This is a genomic window from Murimonas intestini (assembly GCF_024622195.1).
GTDB classification, from domain to species: Bacteria; Bacillota; Clostridia; order Lachnospirales; family Lachnospiraceae; genus Murimonas; species Murimonas intestini.
The window spans coordinates 233,874-256,664 of record NZ_JANKBI010000002.1 but is presented as its reverse complement, the minus strand read 5'-3'; the positions used below and the strand labels follow the sequence as shown (position 1 = coordinate 256,664).

The window sequence follows — 22,791 nt, the reverse complement described above, 5'->3', positions numbered from 1 at the left end:
AGGCGATTACAAATGGATTTTTGCATGTAACTGTGAAGGTACTGAACAGTTACATTATTTGTATCTATTCAGCTGTCGCCCGTCCGCGCACACTTGTACTATTATTTTATACTTCCATGAAAACCCAATCATGTGTTATACTATCTCTATATTTATTAAGGGGTGAAAATAATGCCGATTAGAGTACAAAGTGATTTGCCAGCAAAAGAAATACTGGAACGTGAGAATATATTTGTAATGGATGAAAACAGGGCTGTTCACCAGGATATACGTCCTATCCAGATACTGATACTGAACCTGATGCCGCTCAAGGAGGAGACAGAACTGCAGCTGCTTCGTTCCCTCTCCAACACTCCTCTCCAAGTGGATGTTACTTTTATGACTATGAGCACTCATGAGTCTAAAAATACCTCCACCAGCCATCTGAATAAATTTTACATTGAATTCGACCAGGTGAAAGACCTTAAATTCGATGGTATGATCATCACCGGGGCTCCTGTTGAAAATATGGAATTTGAAGATGTGGATTACTGGAATGAGCTGACAAAGGTGATGGAATGGAGTGACCGGAATGTCACTTCTACTATTTATCTGTGCTGGGCGGCCCAGGCAGGCCTTTATTACCACTACGGCCTTCAGAAGAAACCTCTGGACCACAAGATGTTCGGCCTGTTCTGGCATAAGGTCCTCAACAGGAAAATCCCCCTTGTCAGAGGGTTTGATGATATGTTTCTGGCCCCCCATTCCAGACATACTGAAGTACCTATCGAAGATATCCGCGCATGCAGCAATATCACTATCCTTGCAGAATCGGAGGAAGCAGGCTTCTTCCTGGGCATGGCAAATGAAGGCCGCAGGATATTCGTGATGGGCCATCCGGAATACGACAGGGTCACACTGGACGGAGAATATAAGAGAGATAAGGGAAAAGGGCTGGATATCCAGCTGCCTAAAAATTATTATGCGGATAATGATCCTGAAAATAAGCCCCTGCTCTTATGGCGTTCCCACGCCAACAATCTCTACACCAACTGGCTGAATTATTACGTATATCAGACTACCCCCTATGATCTCCACGGGACGCCTGACTTTAATACTAAGAAATCATCTGAAGGCTGAATAATTACAAAAATGACGGAAATGCCTGTTTTCATGGCTTTTCCGTCATTTTTCTTTCTACATCAGCGGCGCCAAAAGTCTCAGCACCCTTCCCGCCAGCTTATTGAACAGCTTCTGCTTCTTATAATCCTCCTGTGTTATCTTCTGGCACTTTTTGAGTGTCTCCTGGAAATCTCTTTCCACATCAGCCACAGCGGAATTTTTATACATATATACCGCATCCTCAAAATGCAGGTACAGGCTCCTGAAATCCAGATTAATAGTTCCAACCACAGCCTTCACATCATCAGATATAAAGCCCTTGGCATGTACAAAGCCCGGTGTATATTCGTAGATATGGACACCTGCATCCAGAAGTTCATTATAGTAAGTCTTGGCCAGGACAAACGCATACCATTTATCCGGAATGTGAGGCATAATGATAATGATCTCCACACCCCGCTTGGCGGCGTATGTCAGGGCCGTCATCATCTCATTGTCCAGCACCAGGTACGGCGTCATGATATGTACATACCTGTTGGCCGTATTCAGGATATCCATATAGACAAGCTCACCCACAGGCTCTCTGTCCAGAGGATTATCACCGTAAGGGATCACAAAGCCGTCCCCCGCATCAGGGGTCTTCTGAAAATTCACACTCAGATATTTATCATAATCCTCTATCACTTTATATTTATCCAGATTCCACATTTCCAGGAACATGAGCGTGAAGCTGCGCACTGCGTCTCCCTCGATCATGATAGCTGTATCCTTCCAGTGGCCGAACCTGACTTTCTGGTTAATATACTCATCTGCCAGGTTAACGCCTCCTGTAAATGCCACACGCCCGTCTATTACAAGAACTTTTCTGTGGTCCCTGTTGTTCTGGTGGGTGGACAGCGCCGGCTTCACAGGTGAAAACATCCTGCACTGTATCCCGTACTTTTCCAGCTCCTCCGGATATCTGTAGGGCATGAGGGCGAGACTGCACATCCCATCGTACATAAATCTCACTTCCACTCCCTGCTTAACCTTCTTTTTCAATATATCCACCACTGTATTTAACATATAACCCTCGTGGATAATGAAGTACTCCAGGAAAATAAATTTCTCAGCCTTTTCCAGCTGTATCACCATCTCCTTGAATTTATCCTCCCCAATCGGAAAGAACTTAGCCGAAGTATTCTGGTAAGCCGGATACCCCCCAAATCGGTTAATATAGTTCGCCAGATGTGCCACCTGCTGATTCTCTCTCTCCAGATTCTGCGCTACCACCTGGTCCTGGACCGTATATCTTCTCATCTGCTGGTGGAGCTTCTGTATCCTGGCATTCATCCACTTCGTCCCTATCTGAAGCTCTACGAAGAGATAGAGCATGGCTCCGAATACCGGCACCAGCAGTATGAGAATGATCCATACCAGCTTAAATGCAGGATTTTCCCGTTTATTTATAATGAACAATACAAGAAGCACAGCCAGGGCTGTAACTCCTCCGTATATATAGTACATGTACTCACCCAGCCAGAAAAAGCCTGCCATGAGTATGATCACCTGCAATACCAGCAGAAGGACTACTACAGCCGTTCTCCCGTATACAAGGCCAAAAAAGCCTTTTTTCCCTTTTTCTATGGTAGCCTGCTTATTTATCTTTATCTTTTCACTCATCCTGATTCCTCTTATCCTATATTCCCGCGGACAGCGGGCCAAAGCCAGACCCGCTCACCTGACCTGGGCGGTTTCCGATATATGCTGTCTTGTAAATGCACAGACCTGATGAATAGCTCGGTTATCTTATCATCTGCAGAAATTCTTCTTCAGAAATGATAGGAATCCCCAGTTCCTTTGCTTTCCTGTTCTTTGATGAATTAGACGCCGCATCATTATTGATCAGATAATTCGTTTTTGACGTTACGCTGCCTGTGACTTTTCCCCCTTTTTCTTCAATAAGAGCTTTCGCCTCATCCCTGTTTGCAAAATGCTCCACGCTGCCTGTAATTACGAAATTCAGTCCCTGCAGCACCTGCTCCCCCTCTTCTGACTCAGGCTTCTCAATCTCCAGTTCAGCCAGGAGGTGATCCAGATGCAGGCTGTTCTCCTCATCTTTAAAATAATCAGAAAATGCCCTGCCGATCACTTCCCCGATCCCGTCTATCTCAGAAAGCTCTTCGGGGCTTGAATTCCTGATCTTCTCCAGGTCATAGTCAAATGCCCTGCATATCATCTTTGCATTCGCCACGCCGATATTGGAGATCCCCAGACCGTAGATCAGCCTGGGCAAAGTTGTCATCCTGGCACGCTCAATGCTCTCAGCCAGGTTGCTGTAGGATTTCTCCCCAAATCCCTCCATCTCCATGATCTCTTCCCGGTATCTGCCTATCTTGAAGATATCAGCAAATTCCCGGATGTAGCCCCTGGCAATAAATTTTTCCAGCGTGGCCTCTGAAAGGCCATCAATATTCATTGCATTGCGGCTCACGAATAAAGTCAGCAGCTTGAGCTGCTTAGCCAGACAGGAATCATTCGGACAGTACAGTGTCTCCACGCCGTTAAGGTTCTTGATCTGGGTCTCATGCCCGCATACGGGACATTTATCAGGAATCTCTATATTATTGCTGCGGGTCAGGTTTTCTGCTATCTGGGGAATGATCATATTAGCCTTGTAGACCTGCACCGTATCCCCCAGCCCCAGTTCAAGCCCCTTCATAATGCTCAGATTATGGACGCTGGCACGGCTCACCGTCGTCCCTTCCAGCTCTACCGGTTCAAATATAGCCACCGGATTGATCAGCCCTGTCCTGGACGGACTCCATTCGATCTCCAGCAGATGGGTATCCCTGATCTCATCCGCCCACTTAAAGGCAAAGGAATCCCTTGGAAACTTGGCAGTGCTTCCCAGTGACTGTCCGTAAGCTATATCATCATAAACTGCCACAAGGCCGTCGGAGGGGATGTCATTTTCTGCTATCCTCTCAGAAAACCACTCCACAGTTTCCTCCAGATTCTCCGCTGAAGCCACTTTGTACTCCACTACATCAAAGCCCATCCTCCGAAGCCACTCAAACTGGCATTCCCTGGAATTTTCAAATTCCTGGCCCTCTGCCCTCACAAGAGAAAATGCAAAGAACTGTACCTTTCTCTTTGCCGTGATCTCATTATTCAGCTGCCTCACAGAACCGCTGCAGAGATTTCTGGGGTTCTTGTATTTAGCATCCACATCCTCTATCTCTTCATTTATCTCCTTAAAATCAGAATAGGAAATGACCGCCTCCCCTCTCAGGACAAGTTCACCCTTAAAAGGTATTGAAAGAGGTATATTTCTGAACACCCGGGCATTATTTGTGATGACCTCTCCAACCTCACCGTTTCCCCTTGTAACTGCCTTGGCAAGCTCTCCGCCCCTGTATGTCAGTACTACGGTAAGGCCGTCCAGTTTCCAGGATATCAGTGTCTTCTGTCCGTCAACAAATTCTTTTAAAACAGCCACATCCTTCGTCTTGTCAAGAGACAGCATAGGCCTCTCATGGCGTTCCTTGGGGAGTTCATCAACTGACTCATAGCCAACCTTCATTGTAGGGCTTCCTGTCAGTACTGTCCCTGTCTCCTCCTCCAGCATCTGCAGTTCGTCATAGAGCTTATCGTATTCATAATTGCTCATGATCTCTCTGTCTTCCTGATAATATGCCTTTGCAGCCTCGCTTAACAGGCCTGCTAACTCCTTCATTCTCTGAAGCTTATTTTCCATTTCTGCCTCCGGTCTTTTGCATTATTTTTCTTTTCTGGCCAGGCCTGCCTGACGGCGGGCCGCTGCGGGAATCTTTCAGCATAGATTTCAGACAGCTCAGCTCTGAGCCTGTCACCTCCCTGTATTCACCGCTCTTTAATCCTTCCAGGCGGATGTTCATCACTCTAGTGCGCACCAGCCTCGTAACTCTGTATCCAAAGTATTCACACATCCTGCGTATCTGCCGGTTCAGTCCCTGTGTCAGGATAATGGAGAATCTGTTTTTTCCAAGCTTCCTGACCCTGCACGGCCTTGTCACCGTATCCAGGATAGGGACACCTTTTTCCATCCCCTCCAGGAACTTCCCATCTATGGGTTTATCAACTGTAACTTCATACTCTTTCTCATGATAGTTTCCAGCTCTCATAATTTTATTCAGTATTTCACCGTCATTTGTCATCAGGAGCAGGCCTTCCGAGTCTTTATCCAGCCTTCCCACATAAAACAGACGCTTGTGGTAGCCGACTGCTTCCTCTGCAGTCACATCCCCCCATCTCTTATCTGTAGTACACACGACCCCTGCCGGTTTGTGGAATGCCAGGATAACCATCTCTTCCTCACGGACGGCCAGCTTTCCTTTTACCTTTACCTCCTGGCACGGCAGCACTTTCATTCCGCTCACGGCAATGCTGCCGTCCACTGTCACCTCACCTGCTCCGATCAGCCTGTCTGCCTCTCTTCTCGAACAGATTCCGCACTCACTTATATATTTATTCAGCCGGACAGGCCCGTTTATATCCCTGTCCGTAAATTCCCTTTCTTCTGGGCCTCTCATCTCTTCTTCATTCCTTTCATGGACATTCTACCAGTATACACATTTTTTGTCCAATATTCAAGCCAGTGTATTATTGCTATTACGTAACAGTTCAGCCTTCCACTGTTCCGCGAGGTGTTTTCGTGCAAAATGCACGAAAATCCCGAGAGCAGCAGCGCCAAAATGCTGTAAACAGCATTTTGTGTGCATCGCGAAGCGTTGTTATAGGTCAGACGGCTGCTGAACAGCAGACGGCTGAACTGTAACACTATTACAACCTTTTGCTTGCAAATCAGCCGGCACATCTGTATAGTATTAGACATACACTTACGCGTAAATAATATCTGGAGGTTCAATATGAAAGAATCACTTTATACAATCCCCTTGATGGATGCTTTCAAGGCGGATGACGAATGCCCTTTCTGCTTTATTGAGAGGGAACTGGAACAGCATGCTATTTCATTTATCCTGGGATCTGCCTATATGGAAGATGATATCCGGATGGAGACAGATGAGACAGGCTTCTGCCGTCATCACTATAAAATGATGTATGACTACGGAAACAGGCTGGGCAGCGCGCTGATCCTGAGCACTCATTTCAAGAAGTTGAACAAAGACTTAAAGGAGCAGATAAAAGCATTTTCTCCGGGAAAGACTTCTCTCTTTAAAAAGAGCAAGGCGTCTGAGAACCCGCTTTCTGACTGGATAGAGAAAAAGGAACACAGCTGCTATGTATGTAATTACATAGAGAAGAATTATGACAGGTATCTGGACACTTTCTTTGAACTCTATAAGAAAAACCCTGAATTTCTGGAACTTTTTAAGAAGAGTAAGGGGTTCTGCCTCCACCATTTCAAAGAACTGGCTGCAGGCGGACAAAATAAGCTGAATGATAAGCAGAAGGCTGAATTTTATCCCATCCTTTTTAGTCTGATGGAAGAAAACATGAAACGTCTCGAAGAGGAGGTCACCTGGTTTACTGAAAAATATGACTACAGGAACAAGGACAAGGACTGGGGGAATTCAAAAGACAGCATCCAGCGCTGTATGCAGAAAGCGGCAGGCGGTTATCCCGCCGATGCTCCTTTCACAGCTGACAGATAAGGATATCAGGGGGCCATTGCAAATGCAACGGCCCCCTGATATCTTATAAACCAGTCCGGTTATTTCCCTGCCTCACTCTTTTCGCCAAAAAAGATCCTGTACCATACAAGGAATGCATATACGGTCCAGATCTTGCGGCTGTTATCCGCTTCCCCTCTGCGGTGGGCATCAAGAAGACCCACAAGCTTGTCTGTCTCAAAATATTTAGACGCAGCTTCCCCCGTAAAGGTATCTTTTACTTCCTTATATGTCTCTTCTTCCTTTAGCCATACTCTGATAGGAACCGGAAATCCCAGTTTTTTCTTATCAGCAGTCTCCCTGGGAAGATATTTCCAGGAAGCCTGACGCAGGATATACTTTGTTGTATAATGCTTTGTCTTAAGCTTTGTAGGAATCTTCCTGGCCACTTCAAAGACCTCTTTGTCCAGAAACGGTACACGCAGCTCAAGTGAATGCGCCATGCTCATCTTGTCCGCCTTCTGCAGGATATCACCCGGCATCCAGCATGTAAGGTCTATGTACTGCATCTTGTTGATATCCCTCTGGCGCTCCATCTTTTTATATTTCTTGCGCAGCAGTTCTTCTGGCGAGACTGCTTTGCCCGGATTTTTCAGGATACTCTTTCTTTCCTTTTCTGAGAAGATATTGGCATTGCCAATAAAACGCTCCTCCACATCTTTACTTCCTCTGAGCAGGTAATTGCGCCCCTTCATATGTGCAGGAAGCTTCTCCGCCACTTTCCCAATTCCCCGGCGCAGCGGCCTTGGAACCCATGATATCCATTTCAGAGCCTTAGGCTCCAGATATATATTGTATCCGCCGAACAGCTCGTCCGCCCCTTCGCCTGATGTCACTACCTTTACCTGTTTAGCTGCTTCCTGGGCTACAAAGTACAATGCTACCGCAGCCGCATCACCTGAAGGCTCGTCCAGATAATACATGACCTTGGGAACCGCATCCCAGTACTCTTCTTTGGAGACTACCTTGCTGGTGTTTTCCAGATTCAGTTTTTTAGCCGTTTCCTTGGCAAAATGTATCTCATTATATTTGCTGCTGTCATCTAAAAATCCCACTGTGAAAGTTTTCTTAGCGCCGCACCTGGCTGCCACCAGGCTTGAGTCCACACCGCTGGATAAAAAGGCGCCTACTTCCACATCACTGATCATATGATGCTTTATAGAATCCCCCATGATCTCATCCGTCGCCCTGATCAGTTCCTCTTCCTTCAGACTCTTGTCAGGTGTCAGTACAGGATCATAATAAGTATGGATCTCCAGTCTCCTGTTCTCGTAAGTCAGATAGCTGCCCGGAAGAAGCTTGTATATTCCCTTAAAAAAGGTTTCCGGTAGGGCTGAGTACTGAAAAGAGAGATACTGCTCCAGAGCCTCTTCGTTAAGCTCCTTTTTATATCCTGGAAACTTGAGGATGCTTTTTATCTCGGAAGCAAATACAAAACATCCGTCAATCAGGGCATAATAAAAAGGCTTTATCCCGAAAGGATCCCTGGCGGCAAAGAGCCTCTGCTCCTTCTCATCCCAGATAGCAAAGGCAAACATGCCGCGCAGTTTATCCAGCAGATTCTCTCTGTACTCTTCATAGCCATGCAGCAAAACTTCAGAATCTGAATGATTCCGGAACTTGTGGCCCTTTTCCAAAAGAACGCTCCGCAGGCTCTGATAATTATATATCTCGCCGTTGAACACCAGCACCTTGTCTTCCTCTTCATTATACATCGGCTGCGAACCTTCATTTAAGTCAATGATACTGAGGCGCCGGAACCCCAGGCAGGCATCCTCTGTACAATATTTACCGTCTGAATCTGGTCCTCTGTGTATGATCGCCTGCATCATGTCACTTAGTACATTTTCTCTGTCACGTGTTTTACCAACAAAACCGCAAATTCCACACATTCTAAACATCCTCTGTCTTTTATTTTATATATTTCTCTCTGTCTGGTCATCTGCCAAATCCGCCTTCATTTAGGTACGGCTATGGCCAATGTCCCAATATACAAGAATTATACCACAAAGTCTTTCTTCTCTTTTTAAATTTTTTCTTAATACTGCTAAAAATTTCAGGTTTTTTTAAGCTTTGGCATATTCCTTATAAATACGTTTTCAAAATGTGAAGATTTTCTTCCTCAAAATCGAGGAATTCCTCCGCCAATTCACAGGTTGCATTGTCTGTCACCGGATTTTCTTCCACAGTGTGATGCATTCTCTCCACTCTTTCCTCATTGGCCCGGAGCATCATGTCAGCCACATGCGGTGTGCTCACATTAAGCGCTGTCTCCGCCTGTATGGCTGCCCACCTCTTCGTCCTCTCCAGAATTCCGATCGGCTGGGGCATGACTCCTTTTTCCAGCAGCCTGTCCACTGCCTTTTCCTGCATCCTGGAATATCTGGCTGCCTGCCTGTTCAGGTCAAGGGCCAGTTCATCATCATATACCTTTCCCAGTATGGTATGAATGTCCAGGATCGCCGTTTTACTGTTCCTGCATATATCCTCCAGAATATTTTGCTCTGAGTGTGTCAGCATAAGCTACTCCTCCTGTCATATTTTCTCTGGTTAGGATATGGAAAAAGCCTGGATTTATTCATTTCTGAACAAATCCAGGCTGCTGTATTTTTTATTCGCCTGTATTCCCGTCATCTGATGGTGCATCTGCTCCATCTCCGGAACTGCCGTCGTCACCAGAACCATTTGCATTGTCCTTGCTGTCTGTCAGGAAATCACTCATCACATATCCGGTCCTTCCGCCCTCATAGCGGATTTCTGACCATCCATTGTCAAGTGTTCTGACTCTCGTCACTGAATCACCTGTATTCAGCATACCAATGATCTCAGAATCTTCTGTTGAATCTTCACGGACATTACATACCGTGTTGGCCGTAACTACTCTATTGACCTCCACCCCTGCATCACTGCTGTCAGGAATGTTCGCACCGCTCTGTGTCTCCGGGACAGCGAGATCATCCATAAATTTCTTCAGTGCCGGATCAGATGCCTCGGCTGCATCGTATTTCTGTTTTGCGTCTTCAATCAAAGTCACAACATCCTGCTCTGCATTTGTCTTCTCCAAAAATGCCTCTGCATCCGGATCTGCATTCCTGTCCGCTACATACAGTTTTCCGCTCTCATCCGTCTTTACGTAGAAAGCTGTCAGGCTTGGTACCAATGTATCAATGCCGGTGATCTTTCCATCGTAATACGTATAGACTACATAACTTCCGTCTGCCAGTCCTTTTTTGGAATATGTGGTGATGTTGCTGTAACTTTCAATGTAATTATCATTCAGGATATCCTGCTGTTGTTCCTCGTCCAGATTTTCTACAAATGTCTTAAGCAACTCAATATCCTTACTGCTCACTGCTGCATAATACTGCTGCATCAATTCTAAAACTGCCGGTACATTCTGTTCCAATGCCGGAACCTGTACGCTTGTCTCACTCTGGGCATTCGTTTCCGCAATCACCGGCTGTGTTTCTTTCTGCGTCTCTGCCGGGGTATCACTATTCAGCTTGTTCACAAGCTTGACTGCGAAAATGGCGGCCACGAGTATTAAAATGATTGCTAAGCCGAGTAAGATATATCTTAGATTATCTGAAAGCCATTCTCTAAAATTACCCACTATACTTACCTCCGTTTTTTTGGCGCCGTAAGATATACAAATAAACGCGGAACCGGACAAAACACCTTCAGCTGATCACTACCGGCTACCGACATACCTGCCCCTGAATGTGCGGACCACACACTGACGGCAGATTATCCTCCTAAATATAACAGAAGCACGCCTGGAGGGATTCGAACCCCCGACACCTGGTACCGGAAACCAGTGCTCTATCCCCTGAGCTACAAGCGCGAACTAAACTGTAATATTCCATCGGACAAGATTTTGCATATCTAATCATTGCTGCATAATCTCCCATGGCTGAAAAATTACTATGCCATAATAACACATTTTAAACAGCTTGTAAAGCGAAACGGAGATTTGGACTGTTTTTCGGTTAATTTTCACAAAGATAAGCGATGATTTTCTCTGTCATACACATAGACTTCGTCTGATAATATCTCCTCAGGCGGAATCTGGGTGGCGTTTATCTCCCTCACCATGTCCCTGAGCTCTTCCTTTAAGACCGCCACATCACAGGGCACTATGATGCATTCATGGACAGAACTGGGCAGCACATAAAAATCCTTCCCCAACTGCTCCCCCACTTCTGAAAGCACACTGTCATAGAGTATGCAGGCAGCCCCCAGGTTCCGCTCACAATTTGAAAGGACATACATGGGGATAGGATTTTCTTTCTCCGAATCCGGCATGAATTCAGAGACAGACGGTCCCTCCATAACCTCCATCATAATGTCCATCATGCTCCTGAATTCATAGGGGAGCAGCTTTAATGTATTCTGCCTGGCGGTATCGTACAGGTTCTGCGGTGTGATCCCCCACATATTCAGATGGCTGTTATGTATCAGTATTGTCCCCTTACCCACATTTTCATCCCTGAAGATATAATAGAATACAATTGCCAGATCCATACACGGCACAAACGGCACCTTCTTTAACAGCTCCCTGTTGCGCCTGTAATTAATGAGCTTAAAAGCCACAAAATCCCTGACCTTCTCAAAGTCAGAATAAAAATCTGTATCCACTGCCATCTCCACCCGCGTCTCCTGATAGACATCTGCAATGTCCTGCACGATCTCAGGTATCGTCCTTCCCTTTTGATATTCTTCATAATAATCATTCAGGTAGATCGTAGGGGAAATGCTGTGAGGCAGCTCCACAAGAGACAGCCCGTCCAGCTGTACAGAATTGTTCTTCATCACCCGGTGCAGCTCAACACGCACCCCCTCCCCCATTTTTGTCTGTACCTCTCTCTGAACATAGCAGATAAAATCCTCGTAATTCATTCAACCATCCTTCCTTTTTTTAATTTTAATTAATTGGAATGCCGTGCGAACGCACAAGATAAGATATATAGAACATAAAGACTTTCTATGTTGTAAACTATATCACATGCAGTAACTTATTGCAAGTAGTTTTTAAGTGACAGCAAAATGTGATATATTTTTAAGCTTTAAAAAGCTGCCTTCGCCAAACGGCAAAGACAGCTGAAATCCTATCGCATATCTGCTCGGGATAAACTTATACTCTGGAGAGATATTCCCCTGTACGTGTGTCGATCTTGATCTTGTCACCCTGCTCTACGAACAGCGGCACATTAACACTTGCGCCTGTCTCCACTACAGCCGGTTTTGTTGCTCCCTGGGCTGTATCTCCCTTGAATCCCGGTTCTGTATCTGTGATCTCCAGTTCAACAAATAATGGTGCTTCAATGGCAAATACGTTTCCGTTATAGGAACAGATCTTGACCATCTCGTTTTCTTTTACGAATTTTAAAGAATCCCCGATAGCTTCCTCATTAAGCGCGATCTGCTCATAATTCTCTACATTCATAAAATGGTATAAATCTCCGTCGCTGTACAGATACTGCATGTCCACGCGGTCGATACGTGCCTGCGGGAATTTTTCTGTAGGACGGAATGTTTTTTCAACCACACCACCGTTGATTATATTTTTTAACTTTGTACGAACGAATGCAGCGCCTTTACCTGGTTTTACATGCTGGAATTCAATAATCTGAACAACATTGCCTTCTATTTCCAGTGTAATGCCATTCCTAAAATCACCTGCTGATATCATTTAATATTCCTCCTTAAATTTCAAATACAGGAATTACGCGATTCCCATAGTTTATACCATTTTATAATAAAATAAACACTTTTTCAACTGTTTTTTACACTTCCAGTAATTCTTTTGGAGAATGAGTCAGATTCTCGTGGCCGTCTTTCTTTACAATGATCATATCTTCAATCCTGACGCCGCCGAATCCAGGTACATAGATGCCCGGTTCAACTGTCTGTATCATATTTTCTTCCAGAACCTCATGGCATTTCGGAGACAGACGCGGATCCTCATGAATAAACAGGCCCACGCTGTGGCCCAGGCCATGTCCGAAACACTCCTGATACCCGGCGCTGTAAATGATATCCCTTGCCACCTTGTCCACTTCCGAGCCTTTCATGCCCGCTTTCACTGCATCAAGTGCAGCCAGCTGTGCCTGGAGCACAATATTATAGATCTCCTTCTGCTTCTCATCCGCTTTTCCAACTACTATGGTCCTTGTCATATCTGAACAATATCCGTCTATCATACATCCAAAGTCCATAGTCACAAAATCGCCGGATTCAATCTTCTTCTCTGAAGGGATGGCATGAGGCATGGCAGAATTAATGCCTGAAGCTACGATCGTCTCAAAGCTTGTGCGCACTGCGCCATTTTTTTTCATGGAATATTCCAGTTCAGCAGCCACCTGAAGCTCCGTCATTCCCGGACGGATGATCTTCAGTATCTCTTCAAATGCCAGATCGCCCACATGCTCAGCCTGCCTGAGAGCCTTAAGCTCAGTCTCATTCTTGATGATGCGCAGCCTGTTCAGCGCACCGCCCAGCGCCGCGAATTCTACTCCCGGGCATCCGTCCTGCAGGCCCTTTACGCTCACATAGATCAGATGTTCATCCTCAAAGCCGAGAACTTTTACATTTTCTTCCTGCATAAAACCATACAGGCGCTTAATATAATCAGCAGTGCCATCCACCTGGACTATCTCAAATCCGTCTGCTTCATCCCTGGCCTGTGTCGTATACCGTGAATCCGTCAGAAGGACCTGCCTCTGCTCTGAGAGATATACATAGCCTTCTCCTCCTCTGAATCCCGTGATATAGCGCATATTAAACGGGTCAGAGACAAGGATCGCATCCAATTTTTTTTCTTTTAATATTTCACTGATTCTCTTATCCAACATATCTGTTAATCTCCTCTATTATTTTTCTGAAACCTTTATTGTCCGTGGTGATCTCAAAATCCGCCACCTCTCTGTAAATATCTTCCCTGCCTGATTTGAGCCGGTCTATTTTCTCTGACAGGCTCTCCCCTGAGTCTTCTGCCAGCAGGGGCCTGCTCGTATCGCCTTTCAGTCTTTCCGTGAGCGTCCTGGTAGAAGCCTTTAAATAGATTACGCTTCCCAGCATTTTTAGGTACTCTCTGTTCTGGGGCTGGACAGGCAGACCGCCTCCCACAGAGATAACAAGACTTTTTTCACAGTCCAGGAGCTGCCTCAGGGTCAGTGTCTCCAGATTTCTGAAGTATTCCTCCCCATACTCTGCAAATATTTCCGAAACCTTCATATGGGACTGTTCTTCTATCATTTTGTCAGTGTCCACAAACTCCAGCTTCCTGTTTTTTGCCAGCTTTTTCCCCACACTTGTCTTTCCGCTCCCCATAAAACCGATCAGTATGATGTGGTTCATTTCTTTTTTTCCTTTTTTCTGTAGAAATATAAAACTATTTTTTCCAGATAGCGTTTCAGCACGATCTGTATCTCTTCTTTAGGATGGATCGGTTTGACAAGAATTGACCTGATTCCCGCCCTCTTAGCGCCATAGACATCTGTAAAGAGCTGATCTCCCACAAATATAGTGTTTTTCGCGTCTGTACCCATTTTTCTGCACGCCTCCAGATAATTCTTTCTGGAAGGTTTGTGGGCATTCTCTATATATGCGGAACCCACGGCATCTGCAAATGGCTGGACCCTGCTCTTTTTATTATTGGATATCAGACATGTTGAAAAACCCAGCTTCCTCAGCATCTCAAAAAAAGCTGCCGCCTTCTCATCCGCCGGCGCCCCGTGGGGCACAAGGGTGTTGTCTATATCAAAGAGCACACCTCTGTAGCCTTCCTCAGACAGCTTTTTATAATCAATCACATAGGCTGAATCCAGATATTCATCCGGATAAAATGATTCCAGCATATTTTATTCGCCTTCCTGTATTATCCTGCATTATTTTTTTAAAAATTCCATCATGTCCTGGTATTGTTTCTCCATCTGTTCATAACCGTGCCTGTAGAACTCCGTCAGGACCTCCGGGTCCCTCTCAGTCCTTGAAACAGGCTTTATCTGGGGCCTGATCACGAAAACCTTCCCCTCTTCCTCCCATTTTTCGATGTAGGTAACGATCTGATTATAATAGTACGGCCTGAGGCACAGGGCCTCTACAAATTTTGGATACTTCTTAAATGCCGCAGCATATACAGACATCCGTTTCCTGGATATTGTCTTCCTGTATCCTTTATTTCTTGTCAGCACTACCACATTCTTTTTATTGCCTGACTTCATTGAATGGATGAGGGGGATAGAATCCGCTATTCCTCCGTCCAGGTACGGCACCCCATCTATAAACACCATGGGAGATCCCAGCGGGATACTGCACGATGCCCTTAAAAGCTGCATCAGCCTTTTTTTGTCCTGGTTCTCCGTCTTATACTCTGCTTTGCCTGTCAGGCAGTTCGTCAGCACGATCTCACACCTGGACCTGGAATGAAAAAAGGTATCATAGTCAAAGGGATGGCTCCCCTCAGGGTCTTTCTCAAATAAAAGATCCATATCGAAGATACTTTTATTCCTGATCGCATTTCTGAAGCTGATAAGACTTCCGTCCTCCTTGCTCCTGATAATACAGTCCCTGGTCCTTCCCGGCTGTCTGGATACAAAGTCCACTGCATTGCAGGACCCTGCCGAGACACCGTACACATATTTAAAATAGCATTCCTGCTCCATAAGATAATCCAGGACTCCAGAACTGAAGACTCCTCTGACAGCTCCGCCTTCCAGAATTACCGCCGCATTATTTACCATTTTCCCACCTCTTATAAGTTATTACGGTATGCCTCACTGTTTTTCGTACTCTGTCCGGGACAGAATCACACCTGCCTGTATGTACTGAGGAATATCTCCAGTTTTTTCATGGCTTTCTCCAGGACATCCATCTCCGGAAGGTAAACGATCCTGAAATGATCCGGCACCTCCCAGTTAAATCCCTTGCCGTGGACAAGAAGCACCTTTTCCTGTCTCAGGAAGTCTAAGGCAAACTGCTCATCATCCCTGATATTAAAGCGTTTGATATCCAGCTTTGGAAATATATAGAAAGCGGCAGAAGGCTTCACTGCTGATACTCCCGGAATGCTGTTGAGTGCGTCACAGATAAATTCTCTCTGTTCATAAATACGCCCTCCCGGTAGCAGCAGGTCATCCTGGCAGGCTGCTGCCTTCAGCGCCGGAGCTACAATAGCCTGGGCAGGCACATTAGAACACAGGCGCATGGATGAGAGCATGTTCAGCCCCTCTATGTATCCTTTGACCTTTGACTTATCGCCGCTCAGACACATCCATCCCACTCTGTACCCTGCCACTTTATGCGATTTGGAAAGCCCGTTCATGGTGATGCAGAACAAATCGGGAGCCAGGGAAGCTATGGAGACATGCTCCTTGCCGTCCATGACAAGCCTGTCATAGATCTCATCTGAGAAAATGATCAGTTCATGCTCTCTGGCTATCTGTACGATCTCCTCAAGCACTTCCTTCGGGTATAATGCTCCCGTGGGGTTATTGGGGTTGATGATAACGATACCCTTTGTCCTGTCTGTTATCTTCCTTTTGATATCATCCATGTCCGGATACCAGCCTGCCTTCTCGTCACAGACATAATGTACAGGACGGCCCCCTGACAGGTTTGCCGCTGCAGTCCAGAGAGGATAATCAGGTGACGGCATCAGAATCTCATCCCCGTCATTTAAAAGTCCCTGCATGACCATGACAATGAGTTCGCTTACACCGTTTCCTGTATAGATATCTCCTATCTCCACATTGGGGATATTCTTTTTCCGGCAGTATTCTGCAATCGCCTTTCTTGCCGGAAGGATCCCCTTTGAATCAGAATAGCCTTCCGTATCTGTCAGGCTGCCCGCCATCTCCCGGATGATCTCATCCGGAGCGCGGAAACCAAATGGAGCCGGGTTTCCTATATTGAGCTTCAGGATATCGATACCCTCTTCAATCATGCGGTTTGCTTCATCTACAACAGGGCCTCTCACATCGTAACACACATTATCCAGTTTCGTAGATTTTTCAAATATTCTCATAATAGATACTCCTCTTTTTGTAGCCGCCTTCTCTAAAGCCCGTCGGCTGAAAAATTACTGCTGTCCATTAGTATATACCAAATCCCGGGTATGGACAATATAAAATTTTGTGTTACGAAAAATCAAAGAGTGAGAGCTGGTTGGATTCCGGAAGTCCCTGAAGCACGCCCAGATCCTCCATCAGGTCCACCACTGTCTTGCTGACCTTTGTCCTCTCCCTGAAATCGTCTTTTGACAGGAAGGGACCGTCCTTCACCGCATCCACTACACCGTCAGCGGCCTTGTCCCCAAGGCCTTCTATTGTACTTAATGAAGGCATGAGCTTGCCGTCTATGATCTGGAACCTGTTAGCCTGCGCCCTGTAGATGTCAACGGGAAGAAACTCGAATCCCCTGGCGTACATCTCCCTGACTATCTTCATATCTTTATATGCATCCTGCTCTTTTTTTGAGAGCTCATCTCCCCGCTTCTCATACTGCTCCATGTAATAGAGCAGTTTTTCCTGGCCCTGGCACATCAGCTCATAGCTGAAGGCTGAAGCCCTGATACTGAAAAACGCCGCATAGTAGGCGAGCGGATAAAATACCTTGCAGTAAGCGATCCTGTATGCCATCATGACATACGCCGCCGCATGGGCTTTGGGGAACATATACTTGATCTTCTTACAGGACCATATATACCAGTCAGGAACATCGTGCTTTTTCATCTCTGTCTCCCACTCCGGCTTCAGGCCCTTCCCTTTACGGACGCTCTCCATAATGGTAAATGAAAGTTCACTTTCAAGTCCCATCTGGATCAGATATGACATAATATCATCCCTTGTACAGATAGCTGTAGAGATCGTTGCCTTTCCCTCCTGGATCAGTGTCTGTGCGTTTCCAAGCCACACGTCAGTACCGTGGGAAAGCCCTGATATCCTGACCAGGTCAGAAAAGCTCTGGGGCTTTGTATCCTCAAGCATCTGGATAACGAAATCTGTGCCAAACTCAGGGATCCCAAGGGCTCCCAGCCTACAGCCGCCTATCTGGTCAGGCGTGATGCCAAGGGCCTGGGTACTTGTAAACAGTGACATAACCTCCTGGTCATCTAAAGGGATCTTCTTTGCATCCAGCCCTGTGAGGTCCTCCAGCATACGGATCATGGTAGGATCATCGTGTCCCAGTATGTCAAGCTTTAGCAGGTTATGGTCGATGGAGTGGTAGTCAAAATGAGTCGTTGTGATATCTGTAGTCATATCATTTGCCGGATGCTGCACGGGAGTAAAGGAATATATCTCCTCTCCGTGAGGAAGCACAATAATACCTCCGGGATGCTGCCCTGTTGTCCTGCGCACTCCCACACACCCCTGCACGATCCTGTTGATCTCACAGACACGCTTTCTCTCCCCTCTCTCCTCGAAGTAATTCTTCACATATCCAAAAGCAGTCTTATCAGCCAGCGTACCAATGGTCCCTGCGCGGAAGGTCTGCCCCTTACCGAAGATGACCTCCGTATAGCGGTGGGCATTTCCCTGATAATCTCCTGAGAAGTTCAGGTCAATATCCGGCTCTTTATTTCCCTTGAAGCCCAGGAACGTCTCAAAGGGGATATCAAAGCCGTCCTTCCTGAGCACTGCCCCGCAGTTTGGACATATCTTGTCAGGCATATCGCACCCCGCCTTGCCCGCATAGGGCTTCACATCCTCAGAATCAAAATCACTATAGTGGCACTCTTCGCAATAGTAGTGCGGACGCAGAGGATTTACCTCCGTGATCCCCGCCATGGTTGCCACGAATGAGGAACCCACAGAGCCGCGTGACCCAACCAGATATCCGTCATGGTTTGATTTCCACACCAGCTTCTGGGCGATAATATACATAACGGCAAATCCGTTGCTTATGATAGAGTTCAGTTCCCTTTCCAGACGCTCACTTACCACCTCCGGCAGCTCTTCCCCATACAGCTCATGAGCCTTCTGATAGCAGATAGCTCTCAGGGTCTGGTCAGAATTTTCAATGACAGGGGGACATTTATCAGGACGGACGGGTGATATCTTCTCACACATGTCTGCTATTTTATTTGTATTGGTGATGACAACCTCCTCAGCCTTTTCACTTCCCAGATAGGAAAATTCTTTGAGCATCTCCTCTGTAGTGCGCAGATAAAGAGGCGCCTGGTCATCCGCGTCCTTAAAGCCCTTTCCCGCCATGATGATCCTCCTGTACACCTCATCCTCAGGCTCCAGGAAATGTACGTCACATGTGGCAACCACAGGCTTGTTGAACTGTTCGCCCAGCTTTACTATTTTCTTATTTATGGCGATCAGGTCCTCTTCTGAAGCGATATCGCTCTTCTCATCCCTGATCATAAATGAGTTATTCCCCAGAGGCTGTATCTCCAGGTAGTCATAAAATTCCGCCAGCCTTGTAATTTCCTGCTGGGGCCTGTTATTCAGCACTGCCTGGTAAAGCTCGCCCGCCTCACAGGCAGACCCCAGCAGCAGTCCTTCCCTGTTTTCCATGAATACGCTTTTGGGGATCCTGGGCACCCTGTGGTAATAATCTATATGAGACATAGATACAAGGCGGTACAGATTAATGCGCCCTATCTCATTTCTCGCCAGTATAATGGCATGATAACTGGGCAGCTTCTTTATCTGGCTGTCAGAAGAACTTCCCAGTTCATTAAGGCCTTCCAGATCCAGGATGTCACGCTCTTTGAGCATCTCCACAAACTTTTCAAATATCTCTGCCGTACATCCTGCGTCATCTACAGCCCTGTGGTGGTTTTCCAGAGAAACATGAAGCGCCTTGGCCACAGTATCCAGTTTAAATCTGTTTAGCTGGGGCAGAAGCACCCTGGCCATGGAAACAGTATCAACCACAGTAAAATCAGTGGCTATACCCTGGCGCTTACAGTTTTCCTCTATAAAGCTCATATCAAATGACGCATTGTGCGCCACCATCACTGCGTCCCCGCAGAATTCCATGAATTTAGGCAGTACCTCTTCTATTAAAGGGGCATCCAGTACCATATTGTCATTGATGCCCGTCAGCTCTTCTATCCTGAATGGGATAGGCACCTCGGGGTTCACAAAGGTACTGAATTTTTCTGTTATCCTGCCCCCGGTGACCCTCACTGCCCCGATCTCGATAATTTTGCAGGTCAGAGGGCTGAAGCCTGTTGTCTCCAGGTCGAATACCACATAAGTATCATCCAGGCTCTGGCCTTTAGAGTTCACAGCCAGCTTCTGGAGATCATCTACAAGATATCCCTCCACCCCATAGATCACTTTGAACGGGCTCTTCATTTTCTTCAGAACTTTGTCGTCCACGTCAGGATGTTCTTCTTTATATTTTTTCCTGAAGTCTGCATCAATGTCATCCATGACATGATTGGCATCAGGGAAAGACTGCACTACACCGTGGTCTGTGATCGCTATTGCCGGCTGTCCCCAGGAATATGCCTTTTTTACTATATCCTTTGCCTCAGAGACCCCGTCCATATCACTCATCTTTGTGTGACAGTGAAGTTCCACCCTCTTTTCAGGATACGTATCCTTCCTCCCTACCCTGAAATCTGTTATTTTTTTAATGCCCACTACGGAGCCTATTGTAAGCTGGCCATCGAACTTATCAATGGTAGTGACCCCCTTCAGTTTTAAGAAGGCGCCCTTTTTGATCCCCGCAGTGATATCCGGAACCTGTTCAGTCCTTGCAAACATTTTGACTACGATCGTATCTGTGAAATCCGTGATCTCAATCATTATGATCGTTTTCTCATTTCTAATGTCTCTTGTCTCAATGTTCTGAACCTGGCCTTTTATCACAACTTCTCCCATCTCACCTAATATCTGTTCGATGGATATTGCCTCTTCCTCAAAATCTCTGCCATAGAGGACATCAGGATTATCTGATTTCTTAAAGCTGCCAGAAAAAGCATCGCCTCTTCCAAAGCCGCCCTTCCTTCCGAAATCCTTCCTGTACCCTTTTCCTCCCCTGCCGTTTCCCTGGAACCCCTTTCCGGCTTCCTGTTTTCCTGCCTCCCGGGCAGGCTGTCTGGCTGAAGCTGCAGCGCTGCCTTTTGCAGCGTCTTCCCCTCCCTGGGACGCCCCGGAAGTCCGGGAGGTATCAAGGCCCTCTGCTCCTGCCGCCATTGCCCCGTCCTCGCCGTACTCATCTGATTTTCCGGGCGCCAGACGGCTCACTATGGCCTCCACCTCATGCTGAATGCGAAGTTCTGAATTTCTTCTGGCCCTGCTCTCTACCGGCTCTTTCATCTCCACCTGGATCTTTAGGTTCATGCCGCACCGCTCACAAAATATCTTTTCCAGGACTCTGATAAGCTCCTCCGCCTTTCCCTCCGCAACCACGCTGTCAACCATGGTCAGCTTCAGAAGCTCAGGCTCCGGAAATTCTATATCGGCCTGCCTGAACAGGTTGAACTCAAAAATATTATAATTCTTCAGTTCCAGCAGGATACTCTCCCTGTAGAGAGGCATGAGCTTTTCCGGCGTGTACTGCCTGGACAGCATGAATTTCTCTATGATCTTGATCTTTACATCTACAGCAGAAAAGAGCTGGTCCTTAATGGACCGCTCTGTCTCCAGGATGTATTTCTTATGTATGAGCTTCTCGCTCGATATATAAACACGTATCAGGTCCTTTGCAGATGTCATGGTGACCTTTGGTACCACAACCTGGGCAAAAAGGCCTGAAAGGTGTTCCCCCAGCTGCAGCTGTGGGAACACCTCAAAGAACATTTTTTCCATCTATATTGTCACTCCATCAAAATGATTTGCCGAGTTCTTCTCTCAGAGCCTCCAGAAGCTTCTCCTCCGGAACCTTTTTTATGACCTCTCCCTTTTTGATCAGGAGCCCTTCGCCCTTTCCTCCGGCAATACCTATATCTGCTTCCTTCGCCTCTCCGGGGCCGTTCACCACGCATCCCATAACCGCCACCTTGATATCCAGTGGTATATCAGCTACCATATCCTCCACTGCATTCGCCAGACCAATGAGATCTATCTGAGTTCTTCCGCAGGTGGGGCAGGATACAACTTCCACCCCTCCCTTTCTAAGTCCGAGAGTCTTCAGTATGAGCTTTGCAGATTTTACCTCTTCCAGAGGATCTCCCGTCAGGGACACCCTGATGGTATCTCCTATCCCCTGATAAAGGATGATCCCCAGGCCCACAGCCGACTTAATGTTTCCTGAAAGCAAGGTACCTGATTCTGTGATCCCCACATGGAGCGGGTAATCTGTCCGCTGGGAAATCATCTCATGAGCTCTTGCACACATGAGCACATCTGATGACTTGATGCTGATGACAAGATTTGTATAATCCATATCTTCAATCATTTTCACCTTATCAAGAGCGCTCTCCACGATCCCCTCAGCCGTCACCCCATGATATTTCTCAACCAGCTCTTTTTCCAGAGAACCGCTGTTAACTCCCACCCTTATGGGCAGATTTCTCTCCTTTGCAGCATCCACGACTGCCTTTACTCTCTCCCTGCTTCCAATATTGCCGGGATTGATGCGGATCTTGTCTGCACCGTTCTCTATGGATGCGATGGCAAGCCTGTAATCAAAATGAATATCCGCCACAAGAGGGATTGTGATCTGCTTCTTGATCTCCTTCAAAGCCCTGGCAGCTTCCATGTTCGGCACAGCACAGCGGATTATATCACAGCCTGCCGCCGCCAGCCTGTTGATCTGGTCTGCAGTCGCCTGCACATCCTCAGTCTTTGTATTTGTCATAGACTGGATAAGCACCGGGTTCCCCCCGCCTATCACTCTGTCTCCTATATGTATCGTCTTAGTATGTGTCCTGTCCATCTCTTACCCCTTTCCACCAAACCGGGTACGGCCTAACCGTAGTCAATAACTGACTTTAAGTATAACAAGGTTAGCCGGGATTTTCAAGAAAGAGTTTTTATAACAAAAGTGCGCTCTGCACACCACCGCGGGCCAATATTATGAATAGCGCAGCTTTTGTTCCGCGCGCGCAGCTGCGCATCTCCCCGGA

General features: G+C 46.6%; 17 protein-coding genes and 1 tRNA gene. 2 read left to right on the top strand and 16 right to left on the bottom strand.

Annotation, left to right across the window (positions count from 1 at the left end; all coding sequences use genetic code 11):
- Window positions 1-171 precede the first annotated feature (171 nt).
- A complete protein-coding gene (gene metA / locus NSB28_RS05195) occupies window positions 172-1,119 on the top strand; it encodes a homoserine O-acetyltransferase MetA (protein WP_109625504.1) in 948 nt (315 codons plus the stop codon).
- A gap of 57 nt (window positions 1,120-1,176) precedes the next feature.
- On the opposite strand, the gene cls is transcribed toward metA, so the two are convergent.
- The 3 genes from cls to NSB28_RS05180 form a co-directional block, all read right to left on the bottom strand.
- Complete coding sequence (cls, locus tag NSB28_RS05190; RefSeq protein ID WP_109625503.1) at window positions 1,177-2,763, bottom strand: cardiolipin synthase; 1,587 nt, start codon at window positions 2,761-2,763, stop codon at window positions 1,177-1,179.
- Between the two features lie 121 nt (window positions 2,764-2,884).
- Window positions 2,885-4,840 (bottom strand): NAD-dependent DNA ligase LigA, encoded by a 1,956-nt coding sequence (gene ligA, locus NSB28_RS05185; protein ID WP_109625502.1) that lies wholly within the window; start codon window positions 4,838-4,840, stop codon window positions 2,885-2,887.
- Window positions 4,830-5,654: a pseudouridine synthase gene (locus tag NSB28_RS05180; RefSeq protein ID WP_109625501.1), complete on the bottom strand. Its 825-nt coding sequence runs from the start codon at window positions 5,652-5,654 to the stop codon at window positions 4,830-4,832. The genes ligA and NSB28_RS05180 overlap by 11 nt, the downstream gene beginning before the upstream one ends.
- 336 nt (window positions 5,655-5,990) lie before the next feature.
- Between NSB28_RS05180 and NSB28_RS05175 the strand changes: the two genes are divergently transcribed.
- Window positions 5,991-6,737, top strand: a complete 747-nt coding sequence (locus NSB28_RS05175) for a DUF6062 family protein (protein ID WP_109625500.1) — start codon at window positions 5,991-5,993, stop codon at window positions 6,735-6,737.
- A gap of 59 nt (window positions 6,738-6,796) precedes the next feature.
- Here NSB28_RS05175 and asnB read toward each other — a convergent pair whose 3' ends face one another.
- The 13 genes from asnB to ispG all read right to left on the bottom strand — a co-directional run bounded on the left by asnB (window position 6,797) and on the right by ispG (window position 22,601).
- Window positions 6,797-8,647, bottom strand: a complete 1,851-nt coding sequence (asnB, locus tag NSB28_RS05170) for an asparagine synthase (glutamine-hydrolyzing) (protein ID WP_109625499.1) — start codon at window positions 8,645-8,647, stop codon at window positions 6,797-6,799.
- 193 nt (window positions 8,648-8,840) lie between these two features.
- A complete protein-coding gene (locus NSB28_RS05165) occupies window positions 8,841-9,275 on the bottom strand; it encodes a hypothetical protein (RefSeq protein WP_109625498.1) in 435 nt (144 codons plus the stop codon).
- A gap of 91 nt (window positions 9,276-9,366) precedes the next feature.
- Window positions 9,367-10,368, bottom strand: a complete 1,002-nt coding sequence (locus tag NSB28_RS24810) for an SH3 domain-containing protein (RefSeq protein WP_109625497.1) — start codon at window positions 10,366-10,368, stop codon at window positions 9,367-9,369.
- A 158-nt stretch (window positions 10,369-10,526) separates the two neighbouring features.
- Window positions 10,527-10,599, bottom strand: a tRNA-Arg gene (locus tag NSB28_RS05155).
- Between the two features lie 152 nt (window positions 10,600-10,751).
- The gene (locus tag NSB28_RS05150; RefSeq protein ID WP_109625496.1) at window positions 10,752-11,654 is read right to left on the bottom strand and encodes a DUF5688 family protein; all 903 of its coding nucleotides are present in this window, start codon (window positions 11,652-11,654) and stop codon (window positions 10,752-10,754) included.
- A 235-nt stretch (window positions 11,655-11,889) separates the two neighbouring features.
- Complete coding sequence (gene efp / locus NSB28_RS05145) at window positions 11,890-12,447, bottom strand: elongation factor P (RefSeq protein WP_109625495.1); 558 nt, start codon at window positions 12,445-12,447, stop codon at window positions 11,890-11,892.
- A gap of 94 nt (window positions 12,448-12,541) precedes the next feature.
- Window positions 12,542-13,609 (bottom strand): M24 family metallopeptidase, encoded by a 1,068-nt coding sequence (locus NSB28_RS05140; RefSeq protein ID WP_109625494.1) that lies wholly within the window; start codon window positions 13,607-13,609, stop codon window positions 12,542-12,544.
- Window positions 13,599-14,114, bottom strand: a complete 516-nt coding sequence (locus tag NSB28_RS05135; protein ID WP_109625493.1) for a shikimate kinase — start codon at window positions 14,112-14,114, stop codon at window positions 13,599-13,601. Before NSB28_RS05135 ends, NSB28_RS05140 begins: the two co-directional genes overlap by 11 nt.
- A complete protein-coding gene (locus NSB28_RS05130; protein WP_109625492.1) occupies window positions 14,111-14,614 on the bottom strand; it encodes a YqeG family HAD IIIA-type phosphatase in 504 nt (167 codons plus the stop codon). The genes NSB28_RS05135 and NSB28_RS05130 overlap by 4 nt, the downstream gene beginning before the upstream one ends.
- A 30-nt stretch (window positions 14,615-14,644) precedes the next feature.
- Entirely contained in the window at window positions 14,645-15,499 is an 855-nt protein-coding gene (locus tag NSB28_RS05125) for a patatin-like phospholipase family protein (RefSeq protein ID WP_109625491.1), read from the bottom strand.
- Between the two features lie 65 nt (window positions 15,500-15,564).
- Entirely contained in the window at window positions 15,565-16,782 is a 1,218-nt protein-coding gene (locus tag NSB28_RS05120; protein ID WP_109625490.1) for an aminotransferase class I/II-fold pyridoxal phosphate-dependent enzyme, read from the bottom strand.
- A gap of 112 nt (window positions 16,783-16,894) precedes the next feature.
- Window positions 16,895-21,532, bottom strand: a complete 4,638-nt coding sequence (locus NSB28_RS05115) for a PolC-type DNA polymerase III (protein ID WP_109625489.1) — start codon at window positions 21,530-21,532, stop codon at window positions 16,895-16,897.
- Between the two features lie 16 nt (window positions 21,533-21,548).
- The gene (ispG, locus tag NSB28_RS05110; protein WP_109625488.1) at window positions 21,549-22,601 is read right to left on the bottom strand and encodes a flavodoxin-dependent (E)-4-hydroxy-3-methylbut-2-enyl-diphosphate synthase; all 1,053 of its coding nucleotides are present in this window, start codon (window positions 22,599-22,601) and stop codon (window positions 21,549-21,551) included.
- Window positions 22,602-22,791 lie beyond the last annotated feature (190 nt).

Excerpts from the sequence above, each read along its gene's own strand:
- asnB (WP_109625499.1), bottom strand. The coding sequence starts at position 8,647 with ATGTGTGGAATTTGCGGTTTTGTTGGTAAAACACGTGACAGAGAAAAT.
- NSB28_RS05165 (WP_109625498.1), bottom strand. The coding sequence starts at position 9,275 with ATGCTGACACACTCAGAGCAAAATATTCTGGAGGATATATGCAGGAAC.
- cls (WP_109625503.1), bottom strand. The coding sequence starts at position 2,763 with ATGAGTGAAAAGATAAAGATAAATAAGCAGGCTACCATAGAAAAAGGG.
- NSB28_RS05150 (WP_109625496.1), bottom strand. The coding sequence starts at position 11,654 with ATGAATTACGAGGATTTTATCTGCTATGTTCAGAGAGAGGTACAGACA.
- NSB28_RS05135 (WP_109625493.1), bottom strand. The coding sequence starts at position 14,114 with ATGAACCACATCATACTGATCGGTTTTATGGGGAGCGGAAAGACAAGT.
- NSB28_RS05180 (WP_109625501.1), bottom strand. The coding sequence starts at position 5,654 with ATGAGAGGCCCAGAAGAAAGGGAATTTACGGACAGGGATATAAACGGG.
- ispG (WP_109625488.1), bottom strand. The coding sequence starts at position 22,601 with ATGGACAGGACACATACTAAGACGATACATATAGGAGACAGAGTGATA.
- NSB28_RS05120 (WP_109625490.1), bottom strand. The coding sequence starts at position 16,782 with ATGAGAATATTTGAAAAATCTACGAAACTGGATAATGTGTGTTACGAT.
- NSB28_RS05130 (WP_109625492.1), bottom strand. The coding sequence starts at position 14,614 with ATGCTGGAATCATTTTATCCGGATGAATATCTGGATTCAGCCTATGTG.
- NSB28_RS05125 (WP_109625491.1), bottom strand. The coding sequence starts at position 15,499 with ATGGTAAATAATGCGGCGGTAATTCTGGAAGGCGGAGCTGTCAGAGGA.
- NSB28_RS05140 (WP_109625494.1), bottom strand. The coding sequence starts at position 13,609 with ATGTTGGATAAGAGAATCAGTGAAATATTAAAAGAAAAAAAATTGGAT.
- NSB28_RS05175 (WP_109625500.1), top strand. The coding sequence starts at position 5,991 with ATGAAAGAATCACTTTATACAATCCCCTTGATGGATGCTTTCAAGGCG.
- ligA (WP_109625502.1), bottom strand. The coding sequence starts at position 4,840 with ATGGAAAATAAGCTTCAGAGAATGAAGGAGTTAGCAGGCCTGTTAAGC.
- metA (WP_109625504.1), top strand. The coding sequence starts at position 172 with ATGCCGATTAGAGTACAAAGTGATTTGCCAGCAAAAGAAATACTGGAA.
- efp (WP_109625495.1), bottom strand. The coding sequence starts at position 12,447 with ATGATATCAGCAGGTGATTTTAGGAATGGCATTACACTGGAAATAGAA.
- NSB28_RS05115 (WP_109625489.1), bottom strand. The coding sequence starts at position 21,532 with ATGGAAAAAATGTTCTTTGAGGTGTTCCCACAGCTGCAGCTGGGGGAA.